We start from the raw sequence: 15,177 nt of genomic DNA, 5'->3' as shown, positions 1-15,177 counted from the left end.
GCATGAAAAAGCAACTCTCGGCAACACCCTGGTTGGCTATCTATGCTGGCATGACCCAGGCATCCCTGATCGACATCGCCCGGCCTGACTTCGATACCGACGATCCGGCCGCCGTGCGCCGCGCCATCCGCGAAGGGCGCTTCACCGGCTTCACCAACCATGTCGCGCGCGGCCATGTGCAAGGCAACCTCGTTGCCGTGCCCGAAGCCCATGCCGACGCCTTCGAACTCTACTGCCGTTCGAACCCTCAGGCGCTGCCCATCCTGGGCCGCAGCGCGCCGGGCTCGCGCGAGATTCCCGAACTCGCCGCCGACATGGACCTGGCGCGCGACACCGGCGGTTACATGGTGTTCCGGGACGGCGAACTGGCCGAGACGCCGCGCGATGCCCGCCATGCCTGGGCAGACGATCTTGTGTCCTTCGTTCTGGGGTGCTCGTTCTCGTTCGAGGCGATCCTGCAGAGCCACGGCGTGCGCCTGCGACATCTGGACGAAGGCAATGTCTCCGCCATGTACGAGACCGCGCGCGAAACGGTGCCGGTCGGCCCGTTCGGCGGCAGGCTGATCGTCTCCATGCGTGCGCTCTCGCCGGAAGACGCCGTGCGCGCAACGATCCTTTCCGCCCGCTACCCCCAGTTCCACGGCGCGCCGGTATCGCTCGCCCTGCCCGGGGATCTCGGCATCGGCGATCTGGGCCAAAGTTACGGCGGGCACGGCCTGACCCGGCTGAATACGGGCGAAGTCCCGGTATTCTGGGCCTGCGGCGCCACCGGGCAGAACGCGGTGCGCGCCGCGCGCCTGCCGCTCTGCATCACGCATTACAAGGCGCATATGGTCGTCACCGACCTGCCTCTCCCCAAGGACTGAGCCATGAACCTCGACGAGATCATTTCCTTCTATCACGAGCACGGCTACGTGGTCGTCCCCGGCCTGTTGCAGGGGCCCGTGCTGGACAGGCTCCGCGCGCTGACCGATGAAGTCGCCGCCCGCGCCGCAGAGGCGGAAGGCGACGATGCCTGGTTCGATTTCGACACCGATGCCGATGGACAACGCACGATCCAGCGCATCAAGAAGCCCAACCGCATCGACCCCTATTACGCCGCGCAGGCAGGAAATCCGCAGGTGCTGGAAATCCTCACCGCGATCATCGGCAAGCTGGTCCGGCTCAGCCATACCAAGATCAACATGAAGTCGGCCAATGGCGGCGCCGCGCTGGAATGGCATCAGGACTGGGCCTTCGCGCCGCACACCAACATGTCCACTTGCGTCGCCTCGATCATACTCGACGGCGCCAGCGCGGCCAATGGCGCGATGCAGGTCATCCCCGGCAGCCACAAGGGACCGCTTCTGGATCACCACGACGAGGAAGGCTTCTTCTGCGGCGCGGTCGACACGGCGGAGTTCGACATGTCCAGGGCCGCGCTGCTCGAGGGCCCTCCGGGCACCGTCAGCTTCCACCACCCGATGACGCTGCACGGATCGAGCGTGAACCGCTCGGGCGATCCGCGCCGGATCCTGTTCTACGAATATGCCGCCAGCGATGCATTCCCGCTGTTCTACAAGGTCGATTGGGAAGAATACGAATCCCGCATCGTCAGCGGGCCTTCCACCACCGAAGTCCGGTTCGAGGACAATTACGTCAAACTCCCCTTCCCCTCGCGCGCGGGCAGTTCGATCTACAAGATCCAGGCCGAATCCAGGCGCAAGTTCTTCGCGGACGCCAAGTGATGGGAGCCTCCGGCAAACGCCCCGTCGCTTTCGTGACCGGCGCCAGCGCGGGCACCGGGCGCGAGATCGCACTCTCGCTCGGCACGGCGGGCTATGACGTTGCGCTCGTCGCGCGGCGGACCGCCGAAATGGAAGCCGCCGCCGAAATCATCCGCGCGGACGGCGGCGAGGCACTCGTGCTCACCGCCGACGTGCGCGACGGCGAAGCCCTGAATGCGGCGCTGGACGCCTTCCTCGACTGGTCGGGCGGGACGGTGGACGTCGTGGTGAACGCGGCAGGCTATACCGGGCCGCTATCGCCGCCGATCGGCGAATTCAGCCTTGAGGAATTCGACAGCACGGTTGCCACCAACCTGCGCGCGCCGTTCATCGTGCTTTCGCGGCTGCTGCCGGTCATGCGCCGGGCCGGATCGGGCAGGATCGTCAACATCGGCGGCAACCACGGCATGCGCGGCCGGGCCGGACGATCGAGCTATTCCGCCTCGAAATGGGGCCTGCGCGGGCTGACCCGCAGTGCCGCCCTCGAAGCGGGGCCTGACGGCGTGACCGTGAACTACATCGCCCCCGGCCCCATCGCCGTGCCGCGCATGAAGGCGAACTGGCGGGCGCTGGCGCAGCAACGCGGGTTGAGCGAGGAGGAAGCGCTCAAGGCCTATGTCGCGGACATGGGCATTCCGCTCAACCGCCCCAGCGAGATGGAGGACATCGTTGCCATGGTACTCTATCTCGTCGGCGAAGGCGGACGAAACGTCACCGGGCAGGAACTGGTCGTGGACGGCGGCGCCACGCTATAACGCCGTGCAAAGGCCGCGCCGTCCCGGTTCGATTTGGGACGGCGCGCCTTTTTCCGATTCAGAACAGGTCGAAGTATTCGCGGTGCTCCCAGTCGGTCACCGTCTGGTTGTAGCGCATGACTTCCGCGCGCTTGATCATCAGGAAATGATCCACGAAATCGCTGCCGAAGGCACCGCGCAGCAATGTGCTGTCATCCAGCAGGTCCAGCGCCGCCTCAAGGCTGCGCGGAAGCCGCTCCGCCTCGGCAGCGTAAGGAGAATCCACCGATTCCGGCGGCTCCAGTCCCGCCTCGATACCCGCCAGTCCGGTCGCCATCTGGGAGGCGAGATAGAGATAGGGGTTGGCTGCGGGCTCACCCACGCGGTTCTCGATACGGCGCAGCTTCGCAGGCCCCCTGGCGAGCACCCGCAGCAGCGCGCCGCGATTGTCCTCGGCCCAGGCAAGACGGTCTGGCGCCAGCGAGTTCGGGCGGTAGCGCTTGTAGCCATTGATCGTGGGGGTCGAAAACGGCGTGGCCGCCGCCGCACCCGCCAGCAATCCGGCCAGGAACTGCCGCCCGACCGCGGATAGCCCCGGCGCACCGTCTTGCGGCGCGAAGGCGTTTGCTCCGGTCTTCAGGTCACGCAGAGACTGGTGGAGATGCCACCCGCTCGCCATGGCTTCGGGAAGCTGCGGGCGGCACATGAAGCTGACGTGATAGCCATGCCGCCGGGCGACCTGCTTGGCCATGCCACGGAACAGCACCATGTCGTCGGCCGGGCCGATGCCGGAGCCGACCTTGAACACGAATTCGCACTGGCTCGGGCCGAATTCCACTTCCATCGAATGCAGCGGCAGGCCCAGCGCCAGGCAGTTCTGCCTCAGAACATCGACGATCGGCTCGATCTGGTCGTAGCGCTGCTCGGTCAGGTAATTGTAACCCTGGTGAAGCAGCGAGACACGCGGCGGACGCGCGGGCTGGCCGGCATCCTCGGGGCTCAGCGCCGCATCTTCCAGACGGGTGAGATAGAATTCCACCTCCAGCCCGCTGACGAATTCGAACCCGCGCCCGGCCAGCCGAGCCGAGGCGTCCCGCGCCAGCCTTCTGGTGGATGAAACCACCGGGCGGCCGTCATTGTGGTAGAGATCGCAAAGCATCCACCCGGTACCGGGCGCCCAGGGCAGGAGGCGGAACGTCCCCGGATCGGGCACCATGACGACATCGCCGCCGCCCTGGAGATCGGCATTGCCGATCCCCGCCCCGGCCGAGAAGACCGGCGCTACGGTACGGTGCGCAGTGTCCTTGAGCAGCAGCGTGGAGGTGATCGCGCAGCCATCCTCGAAAGCGCCCTCCAGCGAGCCTGCCAGCAGGGTCTTTCCGCGCGCGATGCCGTGCATGTCGGCAAAGACGAGCCGCACGGTGGATACCTCGTCCGCCTCCACCCGGCGCAGCACTTCGGCGGCGAGGCGGCGCTGGTCCTCGTTCCACAGGCCATAAGCCTCGACAAATCCGGTCATGGCGCTCCCCGCTTATTCGGCGGCGTTCGCGGGTGCCGCCCAGGGCGCGGCATCGCGGCGGCGGGCATCGACAGCGCGCCAATACGCCTCGAGATCGGCTCCGGCAGGCGCCACCCCGTCAACCGTGCCCGGATCCACCACCGCCAGCGCTTCTTCCGCCGTCAGGTCCAGCAGCGGACGCTCGCCGTTCTCCATCTTGCGGAGCTGCCTGAGCAGCATGGTGCGATACGCGACGATGCCCTTGTCGGTCGTGCCGAGATGCTCCCGCGTGCGATCCTGGATACGGCCCATGGACTCCACGGCCCACTGGTCGTGAACGTTGATATCCTCGCCCATGCCCGTGTAAGTCCGGCTCTTCTGCTCCACCAAGTCATAACCGTAATCATTCGCGCGGTTGAGGCGCGGCTTGTAGTCCGGCAGTTCGTAAAGCGTCAGCCGCTGGCGGCGCATCTCCTCCTTGTCCACCGCATCGGTGAAGCTGGTGAAGGCGGCGTACCAGTAGCAGCTCGTGTCATCGATCGGCACGTGCCACTGCGTGATCGTCATCGTCTCCGACAGCGGAATGACGAAGGCCTGCGGGAAGAACAGGTTGGTGATGCGCACATGGGTCTGCCCTTCAGGCAGCGGGCGCAGCGCGGTGAGCCGGAAGCCGATGTCTGTCGGTGAAATCGTGATGTCCGGGTTCTCGAACTCGCGCAGGACCTGGATCATGGTCATGTCGCTGTCGGCCGAACGGGCGCGGAACTGCTTGCCATAGGCATCCGCTTCCTCGTCCTCGAAGAAACGGTGAAGAAAGCTGGCGTGCGCCGGATCGATCCCCACCTCGAGCGCCTGAAGCCAGTTGCAGTCGAGATAGCCCTTGAAGGCAAAGACATGGCTGCCGGGCGCCGCGAAGCAGTCCAGCCCCGGAAAAGCCGTGGGCTCGCCTTCACCCAGGAAGCCGAAGATCATGCCCGCCTGCTCGATCACCGGATAGGCACGCTGCCTGACGCGCGTGCAGAGCTTCGAGCCTGCCGGTTCGCCCGGCGTCTGGATGCAGTTGCCGTCCACATCGAACAGCCAGCCGTGGAACAGGCAGCGCAGTCCGCCGTCCTCGAGCCGCCCGAAGGCAAGGTCGGCGCCGCGATGGGGACAATCGCGATCGAGCAGGCCCAGCCGCCCCTCCTGGTCGCGGAACAGCACCATGTCCTGCCCCAGCACTTTCACCGCCTTGGCCGGGCGCGGTCCCTCCAGTTCCTCCAGCAGCGCGATCGGCTGCCAGTAGCGCCGCAGCAGCGCGCCAAGCGGGCGGTCGCGGCCGCTGAGGGTGACGAGATCGTTCTGTTCAGGTGTCATGGGCGTCTAATCCGTCAATCATCGAACCGAGGCCCTGTCCGGCTTGCCGCGCGGGCGTTACGCGCCCTTCGGCCCTTTTCGCGGACCGTTCGCTGCGGCAGCCTTCGGCCACTTCCCGCGTCATGCCTCAACGCGCGCGCGCCGCGTGTTGCCGAGACCACCCCGGCTCGTTGCCGAAACCGCACCGCACACCTCGTTGCCGCGCCAGTTTTTAGAACATAGACCTTGAACCCCTTAATCGCTTCGAGAGTCGCCCCCAGAATGAGCCAGTCCCCGCGAGAAATCCGCCATGTCGCCGTCTTCTGCGGCTCCAACACCGGCCTGGGCGACAAGTACGAACATGCCGCCGCCGCGCTTGGAGGCGCACTGGCCCGCAAGGGGATCGGGATCGTCTATGGCGGCACGCACAAGGGGCTGATGGGCATTCTTGCCGATGCGGCCCTGGCAGAGGGCGGGCACGTCCACGGCGTCATCAACCAGCGCCTGTTCGACAAGGGCCACCTCCACCCCGGCCTCTCGCTGCACGAAGTGGTCGAATCCATGCGGGTGCGCAAGGAACGGATGCTGTCGATCGCCGACGCCTGCATCGCCCTGCCCGGCGGCATCGGCACGCTTGAGGAATTCATGGAAGCCTGGACGCTCAACCAGCTCGGCGAGATCGACAAGCCGGTGGGCCTCTACAATGTCGGCGGCTTCCACGAACCCTTCATGGCCTTCATCGACAAGATGATCGAAGAGAAGTTCCTGCCGCCGGAACATCGCAAGGGCATCGTCCTCGAAGCCGATCCCGAAGCGCTGATCGATGCGCTGGCCGCATTCGAGAAGCCGGTCGTGCCGAAGTGGCTCTGACTTCGGCGATCTGACTTCGGCGGGACAGGATCGCCTGCCCCGCCGAAAACCTTCCTTGTTCAGACAGTCGTGTCGATCCAGATCGACTTGGTCTGGAAATGCTCCTCGACGTGCTGGCGGCCGTATTCGCGGCCGTGCCCGCTCGCCTTGATCCCGCCCGACGGCACCGCAGGGTCGATCCGGTTGTAGCAGTTCACCCAGACCGAGCCCGCCTTGAGCGCACGGGCCATGCGGTGCGCGCGGCCGAGATGGCTCGTCCAGACCCCGGCGCCGAGCCCGAATTCCGTGGCATTGGCGCGGGCGATCACTTCATCCTCGCTATCGAAAGGAAGCGTCGCCAGGATCGGGCCGAAGATTTCCTCCCGCACCGCGCGCATGTCGTCGCGGGCCTCGACGAGAACGGTCGGCGGGAAGAAGAAGCCCTTGTCGTAGGCTGCGCCCGACAGCCTGCCCCCGCCCGAGAGCGGCGCCGCGCCCGCCGCCAGCGCATCATCCATATGGCCGCAGACGCGCTCAAGCTGACGCGCCGAAACCAGCGGGCCGAGGTCGGTTTCGGGATCGAGACCATCGCCGATCTTCAGCGTGCCCGCGATCCGCGCGACTTCGGCGGCGAATTCGCGGTGAACCGCGCGCTCCACGAACAGACGCGTTCCAGCGCTGCAAACCTGCCCGGAATTGGCGAAGGCCGCGATCACCGCGGTCTTCGCCGCCGCTTCGAGGTCGGCATCGGCGAACACGATATTGGGAGACTTGCCCCCCAGTTCCAGCGAGAGCCGCTTGAGGTTGCCCGCCGAAGCCTGGACGATGCGGCGGCCCGTCGCCTCCGAGCCGGTGAAGGCGATCTTGTCCACCCCGGAATGCGCGGCGAGCGCCGCCCCGGCCTCGGCACCGAAACCGGTGACGACGTTGAACACGCCCTCCGGCACGCCCGCTTCCAGCGCCAGTTCCGCAAGGCGCAGCGGCGCGAGGCTGGCGTCCTCGGCAGGCTTCAGCACCAGCGTGCAACCGCTTGCGAGCACCGGCCCGAGCTTGAGAACACTGGCCCAAAGCGGTCCGTTCCAAGGGATGATCGCCCCGCAAACGCCAACCGGTTCCTTCACCGTGCAGGCGAAAGTTCCGGGATCGGACGGCCGGTTCGTGGTGCCTTCGACAGACCGCGCGATACCCGCGAAATAGCGCAGCAGGTCTACCAGCATCGCCACCGAGCCGCGGGTGTGGCGGATCGGCGAGCCCATCTCCAGCGTATCCAGCCGGGCGAACTGCTCGGCATCGCGCTCCAGCAGGTCGGCCAGGCCCAGGATCAGCTTCTGCCGATCGGCCGGCGAGAAGCGCGGCCATGGCCCTTCCTCGAAGGCGCGCCGCGCGGCATCGACCGCACGGTCCACATCACCCGCCGTGCCCCGCGCGATCCGGGCCAGCACTTCGCCGGTCGCCGGATTGCGGGTTTCGAAGGTTTCACCGGATTCCGCCGGAAGCCATGCTCCGCCGATCAGCAGTTTCTCGTCGCGAACTGCCATGGCTTCAATCCCTCAACCGGAAGCTGACGCCCTGCGCGCCTTCCCAGAGCACCGTTCGGCCCAGCTCGGGCAGATGCTCAAGCCCTTCCACGATGGTCAGGAAGTGAATGCCCGCCAGCGGCCCGAGCTTGCTGGCGAAAGCCACGCCGCCATAGGCAAGCAGGATCTCGCACTCGCTGTAGCCACCGGGATAGAAGATGAACTGGCCGGGCGCGGGATAGCGCGTGGGATTTTCCCAGGGCAGGTCGTAGTGCGCATCGCCCAGCGGAATCCACACGCCCTCGCCGCTCCAGCGGACATGGATCAGCTTTTCGTCGTAAGGCAACATCGCCTTGAAACGGGCGGCGGTGACAGGAGCGAGTTCCTCCTCCAGCCGGGCAACGAACCGGAACGGGCCGGCGGTAATGTCGATCAGGGTCATTTATCGTGTGTCCGTAGGGTCAGGCGGCAGCGACAAGGCGTGCAAGGCCGCGTTCGAGATCGGCGATCAGGTCTTCCACCGCTTCGAGGCCGACATGGATGCGCACGGCCGGGCCGGGGGCGGACCACTCCGTCGCCGAACGCAGGGTGTTCGGGTAAGTCGGCACCACGAGGCTTTCATAACCGCCCCAGGAATAGCCGAGCTTGAACAGGTCCATATGGTCCATGAAGGCAGCGAACTGCTTGTCCGTGCAGGCTTCCAGCACGAAGCCGAACAGGCCGGAGGCGCCGTCGTAATCGCGCTGCCAGATCGCATGGCCGGGATCGCCCGGCAGCGCGGGATGCATGACGCGGTGGACTTCGGGGCGGCCTTGCAACCATTCGGCGATGGCCAGCCCCGAGGCATGATGCTGCTTCATGCGCAGCGGCAGGGTCCGCAGGCCCCGCATGGCCATGTAGATATCGTCCGGCCCGGCGCAGTATCCCGATGCCGACGCGGTTTTCTTGACCGGGATGAAGGCATCCTCCGTGGTGACGGCAATGCCGAGCATGAGGTCGGAGTGGCCTGAGATATACTTCGTCGCGGCATTGATCGAGACGTCCACGCCGTGCTCCAGCGGCCGGAAATTGATCGGCGAGCCCCAGGTATTGTCGAAGATCGTCCAGATGCCCCGCGCCCGGCATTCCTTCGCGATCGCGGGAACGTCCGTCATCTCGAAGGTCAGCGAACCGGGGCTCTCCATGTAGACGACACGGGTGTTCGGCTGAAACAGCTCGGCGATCCCGGCGCCCACGTCCGGCCGGTAATAGGTCACGTCCACGCCGAACTTGCGCAGGAAGCTCTCGCAGAAATCGCGGGCTGGGCCGTAGAGGCTGTCGACGATCAGCAAGTGGTCGCCCGCCGAAAGGAACGCGGTGAGCGAGGCGCAGATCGCGCCAAGGCCGCAGCTCGTCGTGATCGCGCGGTAACCGCCTTCCAGGAGGGTGATCGCATCCTCGAAGGCACGCGTCGTCACCGTGCCCTCGCGTCCGTAAGTGAAGCCTTCGAAGGCGCCCGAGGCCCGGTCGCGCCGCGTTTCGAGCAGGGCCTCCACGGAATCGAACAGGACTGTCGAACAGTGGTAGACCGGCGGATTGACGACGCCGAAATTGTTCTTCGGATCGCGGCCTGCGTGGAGTGCCTGGGTATCGCGCTTGAACCCGGTGATATCGGTCACTTCGTGAGGTCTCCTTAGATGACGGTGCCGGAATCGACGACGATGTCCTGCCCGGTAATCATGCGCCCCGCCGGTCCGACGAGGTGGAACAGGGCTGCGGCGATATCGTCCTCGGTAACGAGGCGGCCCAGCGCCGTTCCGGAAAGGAAGCGTTTCAGGGGCGCATCCTCGGGCTCGCCGTTGCGCTGGGCGGTTTCGCGGAACAGGCGGTGGATACGCTCACCCTCGACCCCGCCGGGCGAGATCATGTTGACCCTCACCCCGTGCGGCGCCGCATCGAGCGCGGCGGACTTCACCAGCCCGCGCAGCGCCCATTTCGACGCGGAATAGAGCGAGAACCCGGCCACGCCCTTGTGCCCGTAAGTCCCGCCGACGGCCACGACACGCCCTTCGCCCCGCGCCGTCATGCCGGGCATCACGGCAGCCATGGCATTGACCACGCCCAGCACGTTGATGTCGAAGCATCCGCGATAGTCCTGCGGGCTCGCTTCCCAGACCGGGCGGCGGGGCGCCCCGACACCGGCCGCACAGACCAGTATGCCGGGCGCGCCCAGTGTCCGTTCGGTCCGGGCGGCAGCCTCGCACATCGAGGCATCGTCGGATACGTCCGCAGCGCAGGCGATGACGTTCAGCCCTTCGGCAACGAGGGATGCCGCCGCCCGCTCTCCGGTTGCCGCATCCCGGCCCACGATCGCCACGCCGGCGCCCGCGCGGCCAAGCGCCCGTGCGAGGCCCAGGCCGAGACCGCGCGTCCCTCCCGTCACCATGGCAACCTTGCCTTCGAGGCTCATCGGCGCGTCATCCGCATTTATCGTCCTTGATTGGGCTTCCCTGATGACTTGGTAGCGCAAGATCACGGTTCGGGAAGGTGACCATTAGGCGACGGGTCCGCACCGAAAAAGCACCGCCGGGGCCATGGGTGTTGTCCTAAACAGTTCACGGCGAATGGATCATGGCCTGCCGCTCCCGGCTGATTTTCCGCAGTTTTCCGGGGCCCGCGCCATCAAGGAGTCTCGATAATGAGCCGTAGCGAAAGAAGCGAGGACGACATTGCGGCAGCAGCCGCCGTCTCGCTCGAAGAAATTCCCGTGATCGACTTCGCGCCGTTCCTGAGCGGCGATCCGGAAGCCCGCCGCACGGTGGCAAGCGAGATCGCGCGGGCCTGCGAGGAGATCGGCTTCTTCTACCTCACCGGGCACGGTGTGCCGCAGGCGGTGATCGACGCGATCTTCGCCGCCGCCGCCGACTTCTTCGCCCGCCCCGCCGCCGAACGTGCCGGCGCCCATGCCACGCCCGAATGGTATCGCGGCTATATCCCGATGCCGGAACGCCAGCCCCTTTCGCGCAATACCCGGATGTTCGAGCAGTACCGCCTCCAGCACGAATGGCCCGCCGATCCGGGCGACATGGAACATGCCCGTATCTTCGACCAGGCAAACCGCTGGCCCGAAGGCATGGCCGCATTCCGCGAGGCCGGAGAGGACTATCTCGGCGCCATGCTGGCCCTTGGCCGCGAACTGCTGCGCGCCTTCGCGCTTGGCCTCGGGCTGGAGGAAAGCCGGTTCGACGACTGGTTCAGCCAGCCGCCTTCGCAGCTCAGCCTGAACTATTACCCCGTGCTCCCGGACAGCGCGGACACCGACGTGTCCAACATGATCTCCCATACCGACGAAGGTCCGTTTACGATCCTGGCCCAGGGCGCGATTGGCGGGCTCGAGGTCAAGCGCCGCGACGGGGCATGGATACAGGCACCGCCGATCCCGGGCGCCTTCACCATCAATGTCGGCGACATGATGATGTGGTGGTCCAACGGCCGCTTCATCTCGAACTACCACCGCGTGCGCAACCGCACCGACGTGGAGCGTTTTTCGGTCCCCTATTTCGCCAATCCGGACCGCACGGTGACCGTGGCGCCCCTGCCCGAACTGCTGGGCGAAGGCCCGCGCTATGCGCCCGTCCGCGTCGCCGACCACCTCGCCCGTTTTTACAGCCAGCTCTCCAAGAATCCTCATGAAGCCTACAACTGAGCCCCATATGACCGCAAAGATCGGCGCCGACATCGGCGGCACCTTCACCGACGTCGTGCTCGAAATCGGCGAGCGGCGCCATTCCACCAAACTGCTCACCACTTACGATGCCCCCGAACGGGCACTGCTCGACGGGGTGACGCTGCTGCTTGCCGAAGCGGGAATCGAACCGGCCGACGTCTCGCTGGTCGTCCATGGCACCACGCTGGCCACCAATGCCCTGATCGAGCGGCGCGGCGTGACCGTGGCCATGCTTACCACAGAGGGGTTCCGCGACGCGCTGGCGCTCGGCACGGAAAGCCGGTTCGACCAGTACGACATCGGCATGGAAAAACCCGCCCCGCTGGTGCCGCGCCGCCTGCGCCTCGGCGTGCCGGAGCGGCTCGATGCGCTGGGCGAAGTGCTCGTCCCGCTGGACGAGGACGCCGTGCGCACCGCCGCCGCCGCATTTCGCGATCAGGGCGTTGAAAGCGTCGCGGTCGCCTTCCTCCACAGCTACGTCAACGATGCGCACGAGAAGCGCGCGGCCGAAATCCTGCGCGAGGAAATGCCCGGCGTCTCGATCTCGCTCTCCTGCGAGGTCTCGCCGGAAATGCGCGAATACGAGCGGTTCTCGACGACGACGGCCAATGCCTATGTCCAGCCCCTCGTAGACGCCTATCTGCGCCGCCTCGAAGGCCGTCTCACCGAAATGGGCTTCACCTGCCCGCTCTACCTCATGCTGTCCTCGGGCGGGCTCACCACGGTCGATACCGCCGCGCGCTTCCCGGTGAGGCTGGTCGAAAGCGGCCCGGCGGGCGGCGCCATCTTCGCGGCCTCGGTCGCGGCGGAATGCGGCGCGGACCGCGTGCTCGCCCTCGATGTCGGCGGCACCACGGCCAAGATATGCCTCATCAACGACGGCGCCCCGCAGACCTCGCAGGTCTTCGAGGTCGGCCGCGTCCACCGCTTCCGCAAGGGCAGCGGCCTGCCGCTGCGCATCCCCGTCGTCGAGATGGTGGAGATCGGCGCGGGCGGCGGTTCGATCGCCTCGGTCGACAGTGCCGGACGCCTCGCCGTCGGCCCGCACAGCGCCGGCTCCGAGCCCGGCCCCGCCGCTTATGGACGGGGCGGAGAGCGGCCCACCGTGACCGATGCCGACATTACCCTGGGCCGCATCGACCCTTCGCGCTTCGCGGGCGGCAAGGTCACCCTCAGGCCCGAAAACGCGCAGGCAGCGCTGGCCGGGCTCGGCCTCTGGGACGGCCGCGCCGAAACCCTCGCCGTCGGCGTCAGCGAGATCGTCGACGAGACCATGGCAAGCGCGGCCCGCGTCCACGCGGTGGAACAGGGCATGACCCTGGACGAACGCAGCCTCATCGCCTTCGGCGGCGCGGCCCCGCTGCACGCGGTCAGCTTCGCCGAAAAGCTGGGCATCGGCACCGTCATCATTCCCTCCGGCGCAGGGGTCGGTTCGGCAGTGGGCTTCCTGCGCGCGCCGGTCTCCTACGAAGTCGCGCGCAGCCTCACCATGCGGCTGGACGCGGTGGACATCGACAGGCTGAACGCTCTGCTTGATGAGATGGCAGGCGAGGCGCGAAACCTTGTGAGCGCCGGGGCGCCCGGTGCGAAGCAGACGGAAAAGCGCGTCTGCCTCGCCCGTTATCAGGGACAGGGCTACGAAATCCCCTTCGAGTTCCCCACCCGCACGCTTGGTCCCGGCGATATCGCCGTGCTCAGGGAGGCGTTCGAACAGGCATACCGTGCGCAATACGGCGGCATGGTGCTCGACCTGCCGATCGAGATGCTGACATGGCGCGTCACTGTCGGCGCGGGCGGTTTCGCCTCGGAGGCGGCGGCGGCCGAAGCGACGCCGCGCGATGCCGCGCCCGTCGGAAGCCGCAAGGTGATCGACCCGGCCACCGGCGAAGCGCTCGACTTCGCACTCTATGCCCGCGAGGAGATGCGGCCCGGAGACCGGTTCTCCGGCCCCGCCCTCGTCGCAGAGCGCGAGACCACCACCGTCGTCTCCCCCCGCTTCAACGGGCGCATGGATGAACGCGGCTATCTCGTACTGACCCGCCGCGACCAAGGACTTTCCCGATGAGCCAGACTTCCGCCGGCACCGCCCTCACCGAACTGCGCATGCAGGTGATCTGGACGCGCCTGATCTCGATCGTCGAGGAACAGGCGCAGACGCTGATGCGCACCGCTTTCTCCACCACCGTGCGCGACGCGGGCGATCTGTCCGCCGCGTTGTTCGACCTCGAAGGCCGTCTCATAGCCGAGGCGGTTACCGGCACACCCGGCCACGTCAATTCGATGGCAGAGGGCGTGCGCCACTTCCTGGCCAAGTTCCCGGTCGCCACGATGAAGCCGGGCGACCATTTCATCACCAACGACCCATGGCTCACGGCGGGGCACCTGCACGACGTCACCGTGGTTTCGCCCGCGTTCCATGACGGGCGGGTCGTCGGCCTGTTCGGCGTGTGCTGCCACCAGGTCGACATCGGCGGGCTCGGGCAAGGGCCGGACGGCCGCTCGATCTACGAGGAAGGGCTCCAGATCCCCCTGCTGAAGCTGGCGGACGCGGGCCGGATCAACCAGGATCTCATCGATATCCTGTGCCAGAACGTGCGCATGCCGATGCAGGTCAAGGGCGATGTCCTGTCCTACATCACCAGCAACGAGGCGGCATCGCGGCGGCTCAGCGCCATGCTGGGCGAATTCGCCATGGCCGACCTTGCGCAAGTGGCGGACTACATCATCGAGCGCTCGCTGGCGGCAACCCGCGCCGAGATCGCCAGGCTGCCTGACGGCCAGTGGACCAGCACCCTGGTGATCGACGGTTACGACAAGCCGGTGACGCTGGTGGGCACGCTGACCATCGCCGGGGATACCCTGTCGATGGACTACGAAGGCACCGATCCCTGCCTACCGCGCGGCATCAATGTCGTGCTCAACTACTGCCGCGCCTACACCGTGTTCGGCCTGCGCTGCGTGATCTCGCCAGACGTGCCCAACAACTTCGGCGCGCTCGATCCTTTCGTCGTCACCGCGCCGGAAGGTTCGATCCTCAACGTCCAGCGGCCATGGCCGGTCGCGGCCCGCCACGTCATCGGGCAGATGCTGCCGGACCTCGTGTTCGGGTGCCTCTCTCAGGCGATCCCCGACCGCGTTCCCGCAGAGGGCAGCTCGTGCCTGTGGTCGGTTCAGCTTCGCGGCAACCTGCCCGCCCAGGGCAATGCGCGGCAGGGCGAGAGCTTCGATGCGATCTTCTTCAACTCCGGCGGTTCCGGCGCGCGGCCCGAGCAGGACGGCCTGTCCGGCACCGCCTTCCCCAGCGGGGTGCGCGCCATGCCGGTGGAAGTGACCGAGAGTTCGGCCCCCATCGTCATCTGGCGCAAGGAACTGCGCGCCGACAGCGGCGGCCCCGGCGAACGCCGCGGCGGTCTGGGCCAGACGGTGGAAGTGGGCATGCGCGACGGCAGCGGCTTCGAAGTGCTCGCCATGTTCGAACGGGTCGAACGCCCCGCCAGGGGCCGCGACGGCGGGCATGACGGAGCGGCGGGCAAAGTCACGACGTCGGGCGGCAAGACCATGCGCGCCAAGGGGCTTCAGGCGATTCCGGCGGGCGAGCGGCTCGTGCTGGAAATCCCGGGCGGCGCCGGGCTCGGCGCGCCCGCGACACGCGATCCCGCCAAGGTCCGCCGCGATATCGAGGAAGGGATGATAACGCCCGAGGGCGCTAGCCGGGACTACGGCTTCACCGGCTAGAAACCTGGGGCGGGGGTAAAATCCCCCGCCCCAGGTT

At 67.0% G+C, this 15,177-nt stretch carries 13 protein-coding genes; 7 read left to right on the top strand and 6 right to left on the bottom strand.

The features are described 5' to 3' along the window. Positions 1 to 50 precede the first annotated feature (50 nt). Genes U9J33_RS24530 through U9J33_RS24520 form a run of 3 tightly spaced genes read left to right on the top strand, consistent with a single transcriptional unit; the run spans position 51 to position 2,521 of the window. The gene (locus U9J33_RS24530) at positions 51 to 866 is read left to right on the top strand and encodes a D-glutamate cyclase family protein (RefSeq protein WP_185999574.1); all 816 of its coding nucleotides are present in this window, start codon (positions 51 to 53) and stop codon (positions 864 to 866) included. A 3-nt stretch (positions 867 to 869) separates the two neighbouring features. Then, positions 870 to 1,727, top strand: a complete 858-nt coding sequence (locus U9J33_RS24525) for a phytanoyl-CoA dioxygenase family protein (RefSeq protein WP_324699507.1) — start codon at positions 870 to 872, stop codon at positions 1,725 to 1,727. Then, positions 1,727 to 2,521 carry an SDR family NAD(P)-dependent oxidoreductase gene (locus U9J33_RS24520; RefSeq protein WP_324699998.1) on the top strand — a complete coding sequence of 265 codons (795 nt, stop codon included), beginning with the start codon at positions 1,727 to 1,729 and terminating at the stop codon, positions 2,519 to 2,521. The genes U9J33_RS24525 and U9J33_RS24520 overlap by 1 nt, the downstream gene beginning before the upstream one ends. A gap of 58 nt (positions 2,522 to 2,579) precedes the next feature. Here U9J33_RS24520 and U9J33_RS24515 read toward each other — a convergent pair whose 3' ends face one another. Both U9J33_RS24515 and U9J33_RS24510 read right to left on the bottom strand, forming a co-directional pair. Then, the gene (locus U9J33_RS24515) at positions 2,580 to 4,019 is read right to left on the bottom strand and encodes a glutamine synthetase family protein (protein ID WP_324699506.1); all 1,440 of its coding nucleotides are present in this window, start codon (positions 4,017 to 4,019) and stop codon (positions 2,580 to 2,582) included. A 12-nt stretch (positions 4,020 to 4,031) separates the two neighbouring features. Then, the gene (locus U9J33_RS24510; RefSeq protein ID WP_324699505.1) at positions 4,032 to 5,354 is read right to left on the bottom strand and encodes an aromatic ring-hydroxylating dioxygenase subunit alpha; all 1,323 of its coding nucleotides are present in this window, start codon (positions 5,352 to 5,354) and stop codon (positions 4,032 to 4,034) included. A gap of 261 nt (positions 5,355 to 5,615) precedes the next feature. Here U9J33_RS24510 and U9J33_RS24505 point away from each other — a divergent pair, with 261 nt between their 5' ends. Next, complete coding sequence (locus tag U9J33_RS24505; protein WP_324699504.1) at positions 5,616 to 6,203, top strand: TIGR00730 family Rossman fold protein; 588 nt, start codon at positions 5,616 to 5,618, stop codon at positions 6,201 to 6,203. 59 nt (positions 6,204 to 6,262) lie between these two features. On the opposite strand, the gene U9J33_RS24500 is transcribed toward U9J33_RS24505, so the two are convergent. The 4 genes from U9J33_RS24500 to U9J33_RS24485 are packed head-to-tail and all read right to left on the bottom strand — an operon-like array spanning position 6,263 to position 10,148. Continuing rightward, positions 6,263 to 7,720 (bottom strand): aldehyde dehydrogenase family protein, encoded by a 1,458-nt coding sequence (locus U9J33_RS24500; RefSeq protein WP_324699503.1) that lies wholly within the window; start codon positions 7,718 to 7,720, stop codon positions 6,263 to 6,265. A 4-nt stretch (positions 7,721 to 7,724) separates the two neighbouring features. Continuing rightward, positions 7,725 to 8,141, bottom strand: coding sequence for a DUF3830 family protein (locus U9J33_RS24495; protein ID WP_054441779.1), 417 nt, complete (start codon positions 8,139 to 8,141; stop codon positions 7,725 to 7,727). Positions 8,142 to 8,160: 19 nt separating this feature from the next. Next, positions 8,161 to 9,357 carry a cystathionine beta-lyase gene (metC, locus tag U9J33_RS24490; RefSeq protein WP_324699502.1) on the bottom strand — a complete coding sequence of 399 codons (1,197 nt, stop codon included), beginning with the start codon at positions 9,355 to 9,357 and terminating at the stop codon, positions 8,161 to 8,163. A gap of 14 nt (positions 9,358 to 9,371) precedes the next feature. After that, the gene (locus U9J33_RS24485; RefSeq protein WP_132468898.1) at positions 9,372 to 10,148 is read right to left on the bottom strand and encodes an SDR family NAD(P)-dependent oxidoreductase; all 777 of its coding nucleotides are present in this window, start codon (positions 10,146 to 10,148) and stop codon (positions 9,372 to 9,374) included. A gap of 228 nt (positions 10,149 to 10,376) precedes the next feature. Between U9J33_RS24485 and U9J33_RS24480 the strand changes: the two genes are divergently transcribed. From U9J33_RS24480 to U9J33_RS24470, 3 genes are read left to right on the top strand one after another with little or no spacing between them, the layout of a single operon-like run. Beyond that, the gene (locus U9J33_RS24480; protein WP_324699501.1) at positions 10,377 to 11,384 is read left to right on the top strand and encodes an isopenicillin N synthase family dioxygenase; all 1,008 of its coding nucleotides are present in this window, start codon (positions 10,377 to 10,379) and stop codon (positions 11,382 to 11,384) included. A gap of 7 nt (positions 11,385 to 11,391) precedes the next feature. Beyond that, positions 11,392 to 13,470 (top strand): hydantoinase/oxoprolinase family protein, encoded by a 2,079-nt coding sequence (locus U9J33_RS24475; RefSeq protein WP_324699500.1) that lies wholly within the window; start codon positions 11,392 to 11,394, stop codon positions 13,468 to 13,470. Next, positions 13,467 to 15,140 carry a hydantoinase B/oxoprolinase family protein gene (locus U9J33_RS24470; protein WP_324699499.1) on the top strand — a complete coding sequence of 558 codons (1,674 nt, stop codon included), beginning with the start codon at positions 13,467 to 13,469 and terminating at the stop codon, positions 15,138 to 15,140. Before U9J33_RS24475 ends, U9J33_RS24470 begins: the two co-directional genes overlap by 4 nt. Positions 15,141 to 15,177: the final 37 nt, after the last annotated feature.

This window comes from Novosphingobium sp. RL4, from assembly GCF_035658495.1.
Taxonomy (GTDB): domain Bacteria; phylum Pseudomonadota; class Alphaproteobacteria; order Sphingomonadales; family Sphingomonadaceae; genus Novosphingobium.
Note: the sequence above shows the minus strand (reverse complement) of the source record. Positions and strands in the feature narration are given on the sequence as shown.

Coding starts and splice junctions, on each gene's coding strand:
- U9J33_RS24530 (WP_185999574.1), top strand. CDS start 51: ATGACCCAGGCATCCCTGATCGACATCGCCCGGCCTGACTTCGATACC.
- U9J33_RS24525 (WP_324699507.1), top strand. CDS start 870: ATGAACCTCGACGAGATCATTTCCTTCTATCACGAGCACGGCTACGTG.
- U9J33_RS24520 (WP_324699998.1), top strand. CDS start 1,727: ATGGGAGCCTCCGGCAAACGCCCCGTCGCTTTCGTGACCGGCGCCAGC.
- U9J33_RS24515 (WP_324699506.1), bottom strand. CDS start 4,019: ATGACCGGATTTGTCGAGGCTTATGGCCTGTGGAACGAGGACCAGCGC.
- U9J33_RS24510 (WP_324699505.1), bottom strand. CDS start 5,354: ATGACACCTGAACAGAACGATCTCGTCACCCTCAGCGGCCGCGACCGC.
- U9J33_RS24505 (WP_324699504.1), top strand. CDS start 5,616: ATGAGCCAGTCCCCGCGAGAAATCCGCCATGTCGCCGTCTTCTGCGGC.
- U9J33_RS24500 (WP_324699503.1), bottom strand. CDS start 7,720: ATGGCAGTTCGCGACGAGAAACTGCTGATCGGCGGAGCATGGCTTCCG.
- U9J33_RS24495 (WP_054441779.1), bottom strand. CDS start 8,141: ATGACCCTGATCGACATTACCGCCGGCCCGTTCCGGTTCGTTGCCCGG.
- U9J33_RS24485 (WP_132468898.1), bottom strand. CDS start 10,148: ATGAGCCTCGAAGGCAAGGTTGCCATGGTGACGGGAGGGACGCGCGGT.
- U9J33_RS24480 (WP_324699501.1), top strand. CDS start 10,377: ATGAGCCGTAGCGAAAGAAGCGAGGACGACATTGCGGCAGCAGCCGCC.
- U9J33_RS24475 (WP_324699500.1), top strand. CDS start 11,392: ATGACCGCAAAGATCGGCGCCGACATCGGCGGCACCTTCACCGACGTC.
- U9J33_RS24470 (WP_324699499.1), top strand. CDS start 13,467: ATGAGCCAGACTTCCGCCGGCACCGCCCTCACCGAACTGCGCATGCAG.